Consider the following 14,883-nt stretch of genomic DNA (forward strand, 5'->3'; position numbering starts at 1 on the left):
ATCGGGTTTCGGTGTTTCCCACGGAGACCCAGGCAACAACAAACCCCGCGTAACTGCGGGGTTTTTTGTGCCCGGAGGGTTCCCATGGGGCCCATTGCGTCCCGCCAGCGGTGCGGGGTACTTTGTGGGGTAAGGGCCGGCCGTACCCCGTTCTTGACCCGCAGTTTTGGGGCGTGTTCAGGACCCAGGCAGCGCCGTCCCTTCGTTCAGCACCTCCAGGTAGCGCGTGTAGCCGAACACGCGATCACGGCGGCGGCCGCTGCGCTCGTTGATGATGCCGATGGCGGCCAAGTGCGCAATCGATTTGTTCACAGTCGCCGGAGTGAGCCCCGTTGCTGCTACCAGCGAAGTGGATGTCACCATAGGCTGGCGTTGCAGGACGTCGAAAACCGCCAGTGCAGATGACGCGGCACGGCCCAGGCCTGCGATCCGCGCACGGTCGGCTGCGCACAGGTCGACCAGGCGCCTGGCGGTCGCCGCTGCCTGCATGGCGCTGACCTGCACGGCTTCGGCGAAAAAATCCAGCCATGCTTCCCAGTCGCCGTTCTCGCGCACGGCGTTGAGCAGCTCATAGTAGCGACGCCGGTGGGTCTTGAAGTACAGGCTCAGATACAGCATGGGCTCGCGCAGCAGGCCGTCGTTGCAAAGCTGCAAGGTGATCAGCAGGCGACCGATGCGGCCATTGCCATCGAGGAACGGGTGGATGGTCTCGAACTGCAGGTGCGCCAGTGCGGCCTTGACCAGCGGCGTCGTGGGTTCCGGTTCGTCGTGGAGGAAGCGTTCGAGCTGGCTCAGGCATTCGGGCACTTCATTTGCCAGTGGCGGCACGAACACAGCGTTGCCGGGTCGGGTGCCGCCGATCCAGACCTGGCTGCGGCGGAACTCGCCCGGAGCGTGCTGCGTACCGCGTCCGTGGCTGAGCAATACCGCATGCACTTCGCGCAGCAGTCGCATCGACAGGGGGAACCCCTCGCGCAGGCGTGCCAGGCCGTGGTCCAGTGCAGCCACGCACCGGCTCACCTCACGCACGTCGGCGAGCGGGACCCCAGGCGCCTCCCCGAGTTCGTGCAGCATCAGGTCGGCGAGCGACGACTGCGTGCCTTCGATCATCGACGACAGCACCGCTTCCTTGCGGACATAACCGTAAAGCAGCAGGCCTGCGTTCGGCAGAAGGTCGGTCACCGCATCAAGCCGCCCGAGCGCCAGCAGGGCATCGTCGAAACGCCTGCGCAGTGCCGGCGCCCAGTCAATCGGCGGTTGCGGCGGCAGTGGTGCCGGGATGAAGGCCGAATACGCCTCGCCGGTCGTGCTGACCGACAGGTATCGGCCCAGCTGTGGGCGGTTCATCGGACGCGAGCCTAAATTAGCGGCGAGCTCTATTTTAGGATGGCGCGAAAATATAAACTAGTGAGGCGCGGTCCGAGATGCGGAGCGACGAAGCGTCGGACCATTCGAGGACACGTTCGGATCCTGGGTCAATTGCGTCAGCGCTTCGCGCCAGTGTGCCCGTCGTTGGCGGTCACGTTGGGCCAGGTCGATGGGCTTCGTGAGTTCCAGCCTGTATGGATTGCCGGACTTGATGGTCCGGTGCGCCAGCGGAGCGCCGGTTCTTCCGATCTGATCGATCAAGTGCAGCCGGCGGGGCTCGGCCATCGGCAGCAGCAATGGCTCTGCACCGGTGCTTTCGGCCCAGCGGATCATCGTGGCGCAGTCCTTGCAGCGACAGGTCCATTCCAGCTCGCGCAGCGCGGCATCGCCCGCGGTGCGTTCGGGTCGGGACAGACGCAGCTCGAGCGCGGCAATGACCGAGGCGCGCAGCGCGGTCCCGGGGCCATGAACTCCGGTGGATTCCAGCGCCCTCACGATGGGTCCGAGTGCTTCCGATGGGTAGTTGCGGGAATTCGTGTCGATGTGCCGGACCAGTTCCATGAGCGCCGGGTGGTCCGGCACCAGGGTAAATGCCTGCACCAGTTCGGCCACGGCTTCGATTATCGCGCCCAGTACAGATTGGCGACTCGCCGGAGATCCACACTCGCGCGACGCGTCGTAGCGCTTGAGTGCGGAGAATGCGTCGCTCAGCCAATGACCGGCGCTCGCGCGCGACAGCCCGGCGGAGATGGCCGATTGCAGCAGGTCAGCGATGCCTTTCGGGCAGACCCGGGGTGTTGGCACCTCACCGGTGTAGGACACTATTGGTGAATGCCGCATCCGCCGATCGGACCATGCTTGCAGCAGGTTCCGCATCCACGGCGCGCCGTGGATGCGTTCCAGTTCTCCGACCAGCGGCCCGTCCGACGCGAGCAGATTGTCCGGGTCGAAGCCCACGATCAGCTCGCTCGCCATCTGTGCGTCGGACAGGTTTGCGGCAATTCTGGCAACGCGATGAAACGCTCCTTGACCGATCTTCCGTATGTGCTTGGAGATCAAATCGTGTATCGCGGCAACGATGGCATCCAAAGCTTTTCGGCGGCCCGGATGCGCGGCCAGCGCGAGCAATTCATCCAGGTTCGAGTCGATATCCGCTTTGAAGCGGATGCGCAGGGCGCCAAGCGGCGACTGGATCACCACGGCAGCTCGCCGGTACCAGTACTCGAGGGTGTCGCCGTAATTGCCCATGTAGCCTTCGTGTTCGAAGGTCTCCAGGTGTTCTTCGCCGGATTCGACAAGTCGTGCGACATGTTGCGGTCGGACGGACACCGGTTCGGCCGCCATTGTCTGGTCCTTGCCGTCGCGCCAGAAGTCGAGAGTGATTTCGTCGTCGATCAACTCGCCCTTGTGTGGTTGCGCGTGTCGCCCGCGGTACTCCGCATTCCAGATCTCGTGGTGCTGCGCCAAGGCCAGATGGACGCTCAGTCCGGCAGCGCCGGCGGCCGCGCGCAGCGCCTGCGCGTACTGCCGGTCACGGCCCTTGAGCAGTCGCCAGTACAGCCCATGCTCGCTGTACTCGTGATCGAGCAGGAACACGAAGGGCTCCGCGCGCTCGCCCGCAGGGGAGTAAAACAATGCGCGCAGCAATGCTGTGAGCGCGGGGTTGGCTGCTATCTCGGGCATCGGCGCGCCGGCCGGAACCAGCAAGTCGAAGGTCAGTACCACCCGCCAGCCTTCGATCACGGGTTCGACTTCGTGGCGGCAGTCGGCATAGAAGGCATACCAGCGCAGTGCGCTTGTCTGGCCAAGTTGCTGCGACTCGAAGCGAACCTCCTGCTCGCCGAGCTGGATCCGCAGCGCGCCGCCGATATGCGCGCACGGCCACACCAGCACGAGGGTGCCCACCATGCCGTCGGACTTTTCGGTGTCATGGTGCGACTTGAAGAATTCGCCGGGGCCGTAGACCAGCAAGCTATGGACGCGGCAATCCAGGGCCTCGATGCCCAGCACGGCGGCGAGTTGCTGCAACAGCGCGATGCGCGACGGGTCATCCCAGGTCAACGCCAGATGCTCGCCGGAGATCTCCGCCGTTCTGCGCACCGAAGGGTCCCAAAGGGTCTTTTCCCGCAGTCCGAATCGGGCTGGCTCCCCAAGGCTGTGCAGCCTCTGCGCGGTTGCCTGCCCGAGCGGAAGTTCCAACGTGCCGACATGATCCATGGCCAGCGCAAGCTGGGCGCCGTCGATCTGTCCTTGCGCCGCAAACGCAGGCTTGGACTTACGACGTGCGGGACGTTCGGGTTCGGCGTCTGCTCGCAGCACGGCAAGGATGTCGGCGAAGTCGGACATGGTCGGACTCGTGGATCGAAAGGGTGGACTGGTCACAGCCGCTCGACCGGCGCATGCCTGACGATACGCTGGCCGCCGCCCTGTGGTTGCCGGCTTGGCGCCTGAGACTCCGCCGCAAGCCACGCGGTCTGCGCTCGAAGCCGAGCAACGCCAGCGTGAGCGTTGGGTGTCGCCGTCCGCTTTCGGACTCGCCTGTTCGATTACGCGTCGCACGGACGCCAGGCAGGCCTGAATGCGGCAAAATCCGCCCCGGCACGACCCTTGCGTGGATGAAGCCCAACGAAACCAAGGGAGCCGGCCATGGCACTCTCGAACCTGCGGCAGAGCCTGCGCAACCTCGCTGCGCACCGCGCCTTCACCTTCGCGGCGATCGCGACGCTGGCACTCGGCATTGGGGCCAATGCGGCGATCTTCAGCGTGGTCAATGGCCTGCTGCTGAAGCCCTTGCCGTATCCGGATGGCGAGCGCCTGGTTGAGGTCTACAACAGCTACCCGACCAGCGGGCTGGATTACGCCGGCTCGTCGATTCCGGATTACCTCGACCGCAAGTCGGCGCCGGGCCTGGAAGACCTGGCGCTGTACACCTCGGGCAGCGTCAACACCGCCGACGAATCCGGCCCGCGGCGACTGGTGGCGGTGCGCGCCACGCCGAGCCTGTTCACCACGCTGCGGGTGCAGCCGGCGCAGGGGCGCGCGTTCACCGAGGACGAGGCGCAGGTCGGCGCCGACAAGGTGGTGGTGCTGAGTCACGCGACCTGGCAGAACCAGTACGCCGGCGATCCGGCGATCATCGGCCGCCAGCTGCGCCTGAACGATGAGCCCTGGCGGGTGATCGGGGTGATGCCTGAAGGATTCGCCTTCCCGGATCGCGAGACCGCGCTGTGGGTGCCGTTCGCGTTCACGCCTGAGCAGCGCAGCGACGCCGAGCGCGGCAACGAATACTCCGCCTCGATCGGCCGCCTGAAGCCGGGCGCGACGGTGGCCGAGCTGGACGCGCAGTTCAAGGCGATCGTCAATGCCAACGCCGACCGCATCGCCGCGGCCGATCCCTCGCGCGCCGATGACGCCGCGTTCTATCGCAACGGCGGCTTCGTTGGGCACGCCAAGAGCCTGCGCGAGCAGTGGGTAGGCCAGATGAAGCCCGTGCTGCTGCTGCTGCAGTCGGTGGTGCTGGTGGTGCTGCTGATTGCCTGCGCGAATGTCGCCAACCTGTTCCTGACGCGCTTGTCCGCGCGTCGCCGCGAGCTCGGCGTGCGCGCCGCGCTGGGCGCCAGCCGCTGGCGGATCGCCCGCCAGTTGCTCGGCGAGGCGCTGATCCTCGCGCTGGCCGGCGGTATCGCAGGGGTATTGCTGGCCTATTTCAGCCTGGGCTTCCTGCACGTGCTCGGCCTGGACCGCACCTTGCTGGGTGAGCGCATCGGCATCGATGGCACCGTGCTCGCCTTCACCTTCGTGGTTGCCGTGCTCACCGGCATGTTGTTCGGCACTGTGCCGGCGCTGGGACAGGACGGCGTGCGCGCTTCTGAAGTGCTGCGCGAGAGCGGCCGTAGCGGCGGCAGCCGCGTGGCGCAACGGCTGCGCGGGGTGCTGGTGGTGGTGCAGATCGGCCTGGCGGTGTGCCTGCTGGTCGGCGCCGGACTGCTGTTGCGCAGTTTCGAGCGGGTGCAGCAGCAGGATCCGGGCTTCGACCGCCGGGGCGTGGTGACCACGCGGCTCTCCCTGCCGCGTACGCGCTATCCGGACATGGCCACGCAGACGGCATTCTTCGAGCGCCTGGCCGGCGAGTTGCGTGCGGTGCCAGGCGTTCGCGAGGTGGGCGTGGTCAGCAACCTGCCTTTCAGCAACAACAACTGGATGGCCTCGTACCAGATTGCCGGGCGCACATCGGCGCCGGGCACGGCCAGCCCGCACGGGTACCTGCACATCATCGACCCCGGCTACTTCAAGGCGATGGGCATCCCGCTGCTGCGAGGGCGCAGTTTCGATCAGCGCGACCGCGCGGATGGCGCGCCGGTGGTGGTGATCGACCAGTTCCTGGCGCAGAAGCATTTCCCGAACGGCGACGCCCTGGGCCAGCGCCTGGTGATGCCGGGCATCAACGGCGCCGAGGACAACGTCGAGGCCGAGATCATCGGCATCGTGGGAACGGTCAAGCGCGGTCAGTTGAGCGAGGACACCACCAAGGAAACCTACTTCCTGTCGCTGGCGCAGTACGGCAGCCGCGAGGCGATGATCGTGCTGAAGTCGGACCTCGACGCGGGCGCGGCGCTCGGGCCAATCCAGTCCGCGGTGCAGCGGGTGGACCCGCAGCAACCGGTGTACGACCTGAAATCGCTGGATGCGCGGATCACCTTGAGCCTGGAGGGGCGCATGGCGCCGTTGATCCTGCTGGCGGTGTTCGCCGGCGTGGCCCTGTTGCTGGCGGCGGTGGGGATCTATGGCGTGCTCGCCTTCGCGGTGCAACAGCGCACCGGGGAAATCGGTGTGCGCCTGGCCATCGGCGCGCGCCCGGCGGATGTGCAGAAGCTGGTGCTGCGGCAGGGCATGAAGCTGGCCGGCATCGGCCTCGCCATCGGCACTCTCGCGGCGCTGCTCGGCGGCAGCCTGCTCGAATCGCAGCTCTACGGCATCGAGAGCCGCGACCCGCTGACGCTCGGCCTGGTCCTGGCACTGCTCGGTGGCGCAGCCCTGCTGGCCTGCTACTTGCCGGCGCGGCGCGCCACGCGGGTGGCCCCGGTGATGGCCTTGCGCAGCGACTGAGGCGCCCCGGCGGACCATCGACACTGTCGCGCCCATGCGATGCTTGCCAGCATGGCGGTGAGATGGATGGGAAAGGCCGATGAAACGACTGATTGCATGGGGACTGGCGGCTGCCGTGCTGCTGGTCGGCGGGGTGGTCGCCGTCTACCGGATGCCGGCGCCGCAGCCCGCGGCATCCGCCGTCGCGGATCAAACCATCGATGGGCCCACGGTCGGACAGACGCGTGGCGATGCCGCCGCGGCCGAGAACGAAGATCAGACCGGGCCAGCCGCAGTCCGATCCACGTCGACCTCGGTGGCGGCAGCGACTGCGCCCGTTGCGTCCACCCGGGTCCTTGCCCTGCCGCCCGAAGGCCTGCCGCTGCGCGAGTCCGCCACAGCCTTGATCGAGGCCGCGCGTGCAGGCGACCGGGCCGCGACGCGGCGCCTCCACTCCGAGTTGACCGACTGCCAGCGGCATCACTGGACCAGCCTGCGGATGGACATGATGATCGCCTGGGAGGACACCCCGCGCGGGCGACGCCGCGGCGGCGAGCGGCTGCAGGAGATGATGAGCAGCGCCGCCGGCACCCTGGCCGAGCTTGAGGAATCCTGCGCCGACCTGCCCGACGACATCGATGAAGCGCTGCTGTTCGAGGTGCAGCGGCTGGCCGCCGACAGCGGCGATCTCGCCGGCCAGCTGGCCTTTGCACTGGCACCGGCGCTGACCTTGAACAAGGCGCTGCTGCAAATGGACCGGCTGGAGATCTATCGCGAGCGCGCGCCGCAGTACCTGCAGCGCGCGCTGGAACAGGGCAGCGGGCAGGCGGTCGCCGCGCTGATGGAAGGCTACGAGAACTATTTCGAGGGCTGGCGCGGCCCGGATGCCCGCGGCACCGAGATGCAGGCTGCGGTGGCGCGCAAGATGATCCAGGCGATGCGCCCGCTGAGCCCGTTGCAGCAGGTGCTCGGCGAGGACCTGGCCAAGGCCTGGACCTATGCCACGTTGTGCAAGCGGGTCTGCAACGGCACCGACCAGGCTCGCGCCGAAGCGGCATTGGACCGGCTGCGCGTGGCAGTCGACGACGACGCCCGGCGTCTCGCCGAGGATGCCGCCGGGAAGCTGTTCGATGCGCACTTCGCGGCGAAACCGCGCCCGCCGGATATCGACATCGAGCGCCTGCGTGAAGCGGTTCTGGGCTTCCGCCGGATGTGAGTGCAGGCGTCGAGTTCCAGCGCCGTCCACCTTAAAATAGCCAGACAGGCCAATTCGAGGCACGTCCTTGGCGCAAGGTCCGATCACCCAGTTGTTGCGCGCGCGCGCCGCCGGCGATGTGTCGGCGGACGGCCGCCTCGTGGCCCTGATCTACGATGAGCTGCACCGCCTGGCGGAACGGCAGATGCGCGGCGAGCGCGGTGGGCACACGCTGACGCCCACGGCGCTGATCCACGAGGCCTGGCTGCGCCTCGCGCCCGAGGACGCGCAGGCGGCGCAGGATCGCGGCCAGTTCTACGCGCTGGCAGCGCGCAGGATGCGCCAGGTGCTGATCGACCACGCGCGCCGGCGCGATGCCGACAAGCGTGGCGGGGGCGCGGTCGCGATCACGCTGTCGCGGGCGGCTGACGAGTCCGCCAGCGCAGGGGACATCGACGCATTGGCGCTCGAGCAGGCGCTGGCGCAACTGGAACAGATGGACGAACGCAAGGCGCGGGTGGTCGAGTTGCGCTACTACGCCGGCCTGGAAATGGCCGAGATCGCCGCCGCGCTGGGCATCTCGCGCGCGACCGCGCAGCGCGACTGGGAGGTCGCGCGCGCCTTCCTGCACCTGCGCCTGGGCTGAGCGCGCACAATGGACGGCCGCGCACTCGGCTTGCTCGACCAGGCGCTGACGCGTCCGCCGCCCGAGCGCGAGGCCTTCCTGCGCAGCGCGGCGGATGGCGATTCCGGACTGCTGGACGACGCGCTCGCGCTGCTGCGCGCGCATGGCGCGAGCGCGGGCTTGCTGGAAACCCCGCGCCTGCCGGAGCGCATCGGCGCGTGGCGGGTGCTCGAGCGCCTCGGCGCTGGCGGCATGGGCGAGGTCTACCGGGTCGAACGCAGCGATGGCGGCTATCGCCAGCAGGCGGCGTTGAAATTGACGGCCCTGGGCTGGGCCGGGCCCGAGGCCATCGCGCGTTTCCATGCCGAGCGCGCCTTCCTGGCGCGGCTTGAGCACCCGAACGTGGCGCGCATCATCGACGGCGGCACCGCCCCGGACGGACGTCCGTGGGTGGTGATGGAGTACGTCGCGGGCGAGCCGATCGACCGCTGGTGCGCGCTCCGCCAGTGGCCGATCCGAGCGCGGATAGAACTCTTCCGCCAGGTACTGGCGGCAGTCGAGGCCGCCCACCGCGCGCTGATCCTGCACCGCGACATCAAGCCGGCCAACATCCTGGTCACGCCTGACGGCCAGGCCAAGCTGCTGGATTTCGGCATCGCCAAGAGTCTCTCGCCCGAGGCCGGCCTGACCGCCACCGGGCATGCTCCACTGACGCCGCAGTTCGCCAGTCCGGAGCAACTCGCCGGTCGGGCGCTCACGACCGCATCGGATGTGTATTCGCTGGGCCTGGTGCTGCACCTGCTGTTGACCGGTCGTTTGCCGCACGAGTTGGCCACGCGCTCGCCCGCGGAGATCGAGGCGCTGCTGCGCACTGCCGTGCCGACGCGACCGAGCGCGGTGATCGACCGGGCCGCGCTGGCCCTGGCGCCGCGCGAGGCGGCCGTCTGGCGCCGGCACCTCGAAGGCGATCTGGACCGGGTGCTGCTCAAGGCGCTGGCGGTGGATGTCGACCGCCGCTACGCGAGTGCGGCGGAGCTCGCCGCGGACCTGGAGCGCTGGCTGGACTTTCGTCCGGTCGTGGCGCGCCAGGGCGATCGCGGTTATCGCCTGCGACTGTTCGTGCGGCGCAACCGGCTCGCGGTTGCGGCTGGCAGCGCCGCCGTGCTCGCGTTGTCCGCAGGTCTCGCGCTGGCGGCCTACCAGGCTACCCTGGCGCGCGCGGAGGCCGCCCGCGCCCGCAGCGCCAACGAGTTCCTGCTGCGCCTCATCGCCGATGCCGATCCGGTGGCCAGCGGGCGCGAACCCAGCCTGAAGGAAGCGCTCGACCAGGCGGTGACGCGCATTCCGGAACATTTCGCCGGGCAAGCCGAGAGCGAGGCCGATGTGCGCCTCGGCATCGGCCGCGCGTATACCAATCTGATGCAGCTGGATGCCGCCGCGACGCAATTCGCGCTCGCCTTGAAGCTGCGCACACCGGGCACGCCCGGACACGCCGAGGTGCTGCAGGGACAGGCGCTGCTCGACTGGACGCTGGGGCGCACGGATGCCGCAGAAGCCCGCTACCGCGAAGCGCTGGCGGTGTTCGCGCGCGATCCGGCCTTGCGCCGGCAGGCGGGAGCGGTGCGCAACGATCTCGCCTCGCTGCTGAGCGATGTCGGACGCTACGACGAGGCTGCGTCGCTGGCGGAGGCTGCGGTCGCCGACGCGCGCGCTCTCGGGCTGGATCCCGGTGCCCTCGGGGCGCGGCTGGAGAATCTCGGCAGTGCGCTGCAGGGTTCCGGGCGGCTGGACGCAGCCGATGCTGTCTATCGCCAGGCGATCGCGGCGCTGGAGCAGGCGCTGCCGCAACGCACCGTCGCGCTCGCCGTGGCGCTCAACAACTACGCGCTGGTGCACCGCGATGCCGGGCGCCTGCGCGAGGCGCTGGCCCTGTTCGAGCGTGCAGTGGCGGTGCGCGAATCGGCCTTCGGGACGGACCACGCGGATCTCGCCGGGCCGTTGACCAATGCCGCGCGCATCCGCGTCGATCTCGGCGACCTCGCAGGCGCACGCCGCGACATCGACCGCGCGCTGGCGCTGGCCGAACGCGCCTTCGCGCCGGGCTACATCGGCCGCGGCCATGTGCAGCTGGCTGCCGCCCAGGTGGCACTGGCCGAGGGCGATGCGCCCCGCACCCTGGACCATGCCCACGCAGCGCTGGCGGTTTTCGAGCGCGCCGATGCCGCCGATCCGGTCTGGTCGCAGCGCGCACACACGCTCATCGCACAGGCGCAGGCGCTGGCCGCAAAACCGGATGCGACACGCGGGCGCGATCCTGCGCCTTGAGGACTGAGACGCGGCCCTTCGCCCGCGCCCGATGGAGTCCTCCGATGTTGCAGCGCCCCGTTTCCACCGCACGCCACGGTCGCTCGCGACGCGAAATGTCGTCGCTGGCACTGGCACTGGCCCTGGCCGTCGCCGCCACCGGCACCGCATCCGCACAGAGCTGCGGCACTGGCGGGTGCGCCTTCTGGGGCACCGAGGTCAACGATTCCTGGTTCAATCCCTTCCGCTGGGGCGGCATCCTGCCGTGGCAGGGCGGCGTGCCGAATTCGAGCGTCAGTTGCCGGATCGAACTGGCGGTGCAGGTGGATGTGCTTGGCCAGGGGCAAGGCGCCTCCTGCCACCATCTGCAGTTCAACCACACCGGCGCCGTCGTGCGCGTGGCCGGTTCCTCCTTCCGCGCCGAGCTGAATGTGCACGGCACGCAGATGGACAACAACGGCCTGATCCTGATCGGCGGCCAGGACGCGCTGCAGGATTCGTCTCTGATCATCCACAACAACACCAATGCCAACGGCGCGAATGGACGAATCCGCCTGTCGGCACCGCCGAATCATGGCGCCTACCTTTCGCCCTACTCCAACCTCGGCTGGTTGCTGGTGAACTGGCCCAGCCACACCATCGAAGGCAACGGCACGATCCGTGTGCGCCTGCAGAACGATGGCCTGGTCGATGCCAATGTGGCGGGACGTACGCTGACCTTCGAGAGCCTCCACAACATCGACAACAACAACCTGGTGCGCGCCCGCAATGGCGCAACGCTGATCCTGTCGATGGCCAATGGCAACCACGGCTTCCGCCAGTTCGGCCAGGGCCGGATCGTCATCGAGAACGGCTCCGGGCTGGCGCTGGTCGCAGCGGGCGACCAGGGTCTCAGCGGCGGGCGCCTGCAGACCATCGGCAGCGGCGTGGTCACCGTGTTCACCCAGGGCTTCCCGATCCAGGACATCCACTTCGAAGCCGGTTCGCGGATGACCTTCTCCGGCAACGCGGGTATCTACATCGGCCCACTGGGGATCGAGAACGATGGCCTGATCCACACCGGGCCGAGCGGTTTCGTGACCTCGCGTTTCGCCGCCAGCACCACGCTGACCGGCAACGGGCGCCTGCAGCTCGAAGGCGGCGCGCTGTCCGCGCTGTTCGGCGGTGGCGGGCAGGCGATGGTGAACGGTGCGGGCCACACCATTGGCGGCGTTGGCACGATCGCACTGGCACTGACCAACCAGGGCGAGGTGCTGGCCGACCGCAATGGTCTGGGCAGCGGTCCCAGCCAGCTCACGCTGCAGACCTCGGGGCAGGTCAACGAGGGCACGATGGTGGCGCGCGGTGGCGGATCGCTCAATCTGCAATCGGTCACCCTGACCCAGAACGCGCAGGGCCTGGTGCGCGCCGAACAGGATTCCGCCTTCGTGCTCGAAGGCATCAGTACGGTCATCGGCGGCACGCTCGCCACCAGCGGCAATGGCGTGATCTATACGAACACCGCGACGGCGCGACTGGAGAACCTGACGCTCGCCGCCGGCGCCAATCTGTTGGTGCCGTGCGCGCGCGAGCTGACGCTGGTCGGCACGATCAACAACCGCGGCACGATCACGCTGGACAACGCCGGCTGCGGCCCGAGCTACGCGATCGTGCGCGGCAGCGGGGTGACCGCGCTGGCGCAATCCGGTGAGATACGGCTGCGCGCCAATGGTCCCTCGGGCAACGTCACGCTGACCAGCGGTGGCGGCCTGCTGACACTCGGGCCCAGCCAGGTGCTGACCGGGACCGGCAAGTTGGGCGGCGAGTTGCAGCTCAATGGCGCGATCTCACCCGACCAGAGTTATGCGCCAGTTGGACCGGTAGGGCGCATCGACCTCAACGCCGGCACCACGCTCGCCCTCGGCGCCAGTGCCAGCACCGTCATCGACATCGCCAGCGCGGCCAGCCATGACCGCATCGGCGGCAGCGGCAATGTCCAGCTGGGCGGCACGCTGGTGATCTCGGCCCTCGGTGCCTATGTGCCGCCGCTCGGCACCAGTTTCGACCTGATCACCGGCGCGATGATCAGCGGGCGCTTCCAGTCGGTCGAACTGCCGCCGCAGTACGCCGGGCTCGATGCCCGGGTCGAGGTGCTGTCCGACCGCGTGCGCCTGACTGTCGTCGCGCCGCTGCTGGTGAACGGTTTCGAGGGTCCTTGATGGCCGGCGCCGTGCGGGGCGGCTTGGCTCAGGCCAGCGCCCCGCCGCAGCTCGATCCTTGGCCGGCGGTGCAGCCGTAGCAATGGCCGGCAACCCCGATGCGCCGCGTGGGTTCGCTGTCGAGCAACTCGCGCAGGTGCACCTCGCGCTCGCCACCGCCAATCGGCAGCCTGAGCATCTGGTTGAAATCGCAGTCGTAGAGGTAGCCGCGCCAGTCGACACTGACCAGGAAGCGGCACATCACGCTGGCGAGGTTCTCGTCGCGGTGCGCGCCGACCAGGGTGTCGAGATAGCTGTCGAACTTGCCCTTGGAGACCAGCCAGGAGCCGAAGCGCTGGATCGGCATGTTCGCCAGGGTGTAGAGCGCGCTGAACTCGATGCCGAAATTGTCCCTGAGCAGGCGCTTGTAGTCCGCTTCGAGCTTGGCCTGCGCCGGTGGCAGGAAGGCGCCGTTGGGGTTGTAAACCAGGTTCAGCGGCAATCCGCCCGGCTGGCCATAGCCGAGTTCGTTCAAGCGCTTGAGGCAGCGGATCGAGGACTCGAACACGCCGTTGCCACGTTGCTCGTCGACATTCGCCTGGCTGTAGCAGGGCAGCGATGCGATCACTTCCACCTGATGCTCGGCGAGGAACTCCGGCACCCATTCGTAGCCGGGTTCATCCGGCAGGCTCGGGTTCAAGCGGTCCATCACCGCGATGCCACGCGCGCGCGCCTCCCCGACGAACCAGCGGAAATGCGGGTTCATCTCCGGCGAGCCGCCGGTCAGGTCGAACTGGCGGATGCCACGACGTTGCGCCACTTCCAGCGCCAGTTCCAGGGTCTCGCGGTCCATCAGCTCGGTGCGCCGCGGGCCGGCATTGACGTGGCAATGGATGCAGCTGATGTTGCACAGATAGCCGAGGTTGAGTTGCAGGGTGTCGATGCGCTCGCGCTCGATCGCGGGGAAACCGAGCGCCTTCAGGCGCGGCCAGGTGTCGTGCATGGCGTCCTCAGCAGCAGCTGGCGGCGGGTGCCGACGCGGCCGCCGGCGCCGCGCAGTCGAACAGCCCGAAGTGGGTGGATTTGTCGCCGGCCAGGCGGAAATGCGGTGCGTAGCGGGTGCCTGCGAGCATGTCGAAGGTATTGCCGCAGACCAGCATCGGCCGGCCGGTCTCGAAGCGGTGGTGATCGTCCAGTTCGAAGGCGTGCGGGTGCTCGGGGATGCTGCCGAGGTAAGTGGCCACCTGCCCGTAATCCTCGCAGCGATCCTCCAGCGCCAGCTTGAACGCGCGCACGGTGATCGACGAGAAGCGCACCATGCCGATCTTCGCGATGATCGCCTGGTCGAACAGCGGCACCGGGCTCTCGCTGAGCTTGCGCGTGTCGGCGCAGCCCACGCGCGCCATCAGCCGGCGGAAATCCTCGCCGTAGAGCGCGCCGGACAGGCACTCGCCGAGCAGCACCGGATCGCGCCGCAGGCCCTCGGGGATGCGGCGGTCGGCGAACACGTCGGAGAAGTACAGCTCGCCGCCCGGCTTGAGCACGCGCATGATTTCGGCGAACACGCGCTCCTTTTCCGGCGACAGGTTGAGCACGCAGTTGGACACCACCACGTCGACGCTGGCGTCGCTGATGCCGCAGCCGGCCAGGTCCTCGATGTAGCCATCGACGAATTCGACATTGCTGCGCGGATGGCCGTAGCGCTCCGCGTGCCAGGCCTGGTGCGCGCGCGCCACCTCCAGCTGTTCGACGGTCATGTCGACGCCGATCACGCGCCCCTGCGGGCCGACCAGCCGCGACAGCAGGTAGGCATCGCGGCCGGAGCCGCAGCCGAGGTCGAGCACGGTCATGCCCGCGAGCGCCGGTGGCAGCGGCGAGCCGCAGCCATAGAAGCGTTCGCGCACGGTCGGGTGCACATCCTCCAGCAGTGCGCGCAGGTGCGGCGGCATGGCTTCCATGGTGCAGCAGGCGCCGGTCTTCAGGTCCTTGCTCGATTGCAGCACCTCGCCGTAATAGCGGCGGATGTCGGCGATGGCCTGTTCGCGGTTCATGCGCACTCCAGTGACTTGGGTTGGCGGGCAGCATAGGTGCTTGCGCCCGCGTGCGCATGATGACCGGCGCACGCTGAA

The 14,883-nt window shown here is 68.4% G+C and carries 9 protein-coding genes; 5 read left to right on the forward strand and 4 right to left on the reverse strand.

From position 1 onward, the window contains the following. Positions 1-177 precede the first annotated feature (177 nt). The gene (locus IPK27_05435; protein MBK8067071.1) at positions 178-1,347 is read right to left on the reverse strand and encodes a Fic family protein; all 1,170 of its coding nucleotides are present in this window, start codon (positions 1,345-1,347) and stop codon (positions 178-180) included. Positions 1,348-1,404: 57 nt separating this feature from the next. Further along, complete coding sequence (locus tag IPK27_05440) at positions 1,405-3,714, reverse strand: 2OG-Fe(II) oxygenase (GenBank protein ID MBK8067072.1); 2,310 nt, start codon at positions 3,712-3,714, stop codon at positions 1,405-1,407. A 300-nt stretch (positions 3,715-4,014) separates the two neighbouring features. Between IPK27_05440 and IPK27_05445 the strand changes: the two genes are divergently transcribed. From IPK27_05445 to IPK27_05465, 5 genes are all read left to right on the forward strand, one after another. Next, the gene (locus tag IPK27_05445) at positions 4,015-6,474 is read left to right on the forward strand and encodes an ABC transporter permease (protein MBK8067073.1); all 2,460 of its coding nucleotides are present in this window, start codon (positions 4,015-4,017) and stop codon (positions 6,472-6,474) included. A gap of 79 nt (positions 6,475-6,553) precedes the next feature. Beyond that, on the forward strand, positions 6,554-7,669 hold the full coding sequence (locus IPK27_05450) for a hypothetical protein (protein ID MBK8067074.1): 1,116 nt from the start codon (positions 6,554-6,556) through the stop codon (positions 7,667-7,669). A gap of 67 nt (positions 7,670-7,736) precedes the next feature. Beyond that, entirely contained in the window at positions 7,737-8,294 is a 558-nt protein-coding gene (locus IPK27_05455; GenBank protein ID MBK8067075.1) for a sigma-70 family RNA polymerase sigma factor, read from the forward strand. Positions 8,295-8,303: 9 nt separating this feature from the next. Further along, entirely contained in the window at positions 8,304-10,598 is a 2,295-nt protein-coding gene (locus tag IPK27_05460) for a serine/threonine protein kinase (protein MBK8067076.1), read from the forward strand. 44 nt (positions 10,599-10,642) lie between these two features. After that, positions 10,643-12,775 (forward strand): hypothetical protein, encoded by a 2,133-nt coding sequence (locus IPK27_05465; GenBank protein MBK8067077.1) that lies wholly within the window; start codon positions 10,643-10,645, stop codon positions 12,773-12,775. 28 nt (positions 12,776-12,803) lie between these two features. Here IPK27_05465 and arsS read toward each other — a convergent pair whose 3' ends face one another. Together arsS and IPK27_05475 are read right to left on the reverse strand one after the other, a co-directional pair. After that, positions 12,804-13,757 (reverse strand): arsenosugar biosynthesis radical SAM protein ArsS, encoded by a 954-nt coding sequence (gene arsS / locus IPK27_05470; GenBank protein ID MBK8067078.1) that lies wholly within the window; start codon positions 13,755-13,757, stop codon positions 12,804-12,806. Positions 13,758-13,764: 7 nt separating this feature from the next. Next, the gene (locus IPK27_05475; GenBank protein ID MBK8067079.1) at positions 13,765-14,805 is read right to left on the reverse strand and encodes a methyltransferase domain-containing protein; all 1,041 of its coding nucleotides are present in this window, start codon (positions 14,803-14,805) and stop codon (positions 13,765-13,767) included. Between the last annotated feature and the right edge of the window lie 78 nt (positions 14,806-14,883).

The organism is Rhodanobacteraceae bacterium (assembly GCA_016713135.1).
Classification (GTDB): Bacteria; Pseudomonadota; Gammaproteobacteria; order Xanthomonadales; family SZUA-5; genus JADKFD01.

What these genes read in the sequence shown, in the direction of transcription:
- IPK27_05475 (MBK8067079.1), bottom strand. Translation starts at nt 14,805, where the DNA reads ATGAACCGCGAACAGGCCATCGCCGACATCCGCCGCTATTACGGCGAG.
- arsS (MBK8067078.1), bottom strand. Translation starts at nt 13,757, where the DNA reads ATGCACGACACCTGGCCGCGCCTGAAGGCGCTCGGTTTCCCCGCGATC.
- IPK27_05445 (MBK8067073.1), top strand. Translation starts at nt 4,015, where the DNA reads ATGGCACTCTCGAACCTGCGGCAGAGCCTGCGCAACCTCGCTGCGCAC.
- IPK27_05435 (MBK8067071.1), bottom strand. Translation starts at nt 1,347, where the DNA reads ATGAACCGCCCACAGCTGGGCCGATACCTGTCGGTCAGCACGACCGGC.
- IPK27_05440 (MBK8067072.1), bottom strand. Translation starts at nt 3,714, where the DNA reads ATGTCCGACTTCGCCGACATCCTTGCCGTGCTGCGAGCAGACGCCGAA.
- IPK27_05465 (MBK8067077.1), top strand. Translation starts at nt 10,643, where the DNA reads ATGTTGCAGCGCCCCGTTTCCACCGCACGCCACGGTCGCTCGCGACGC.
- IPK27_05460 (MBK8067076.1), top strand. Translation starts at nt 8,304, where the DNA reads ATGGACGGCCGCGCACTCGGCTTGCTCGACCAGGCGCTGACGCGTCCG.
- IPK27_05450 (MBK8067074.1), top strand. Translation starts at nt 6,554, where the DNA reads ATGAAACGACTGATTGCATGGGGACTGGCGGCTGCCGTGCTGCTGGTC.